Origin of the sequence: Streptococcus suis (assembly GCF_002960445.1) — a bacterium.
Classification (GTDB): domain Bacteria; phylum Bacillota; class Bacilli; order Lactobacillales; family Streptococcaceae; genus Streptococcus; species Streptococcus hyiners.
Map to the genome: position 1 here is coordinate 1 of NZ_POJD01000468.1, position 285 is coordinate 285.

The following is a 285-nucleotide window of genomic DNA, read 5'->3' on the forward strand; positions in this document are numbered from 1 at the left end:
CGTAGCCGTGGATATGTGTATCAACTAGCCCTGGTGCTAAATGAAAGTCAGAATAATCAACAATCTCCCCTTCAGGCTTTTCAATCACAATCCGTCCAAACTGACCCTTGTCAGTAATTTCCAAATAGGCTGATTCGACCTCACTCTCTGGTAAAATAATAGATTTTGCTTTTATAAATACTGTCATATTATCTCCTTTATTGATATATATACTTATCAAACTGGTTATAACCATATACCAAATATATTGTAGAACTTCTATTAGAAAATGTCAAGTAATTACCA

General features: G+C 33.7%; 1 pseudogene. It reads right to left on the reverse strand.

The window, feature by feature from the left end:
- Positions 1–187 (reverse strand): annotated as a pseudogene (locus C1G53_RS12820) (N-acetylglucosamine-6-phosphate deacetylase); the annotation flags it as partial.
- Positions 188–285: the final 98 nt, after the last annotated feature.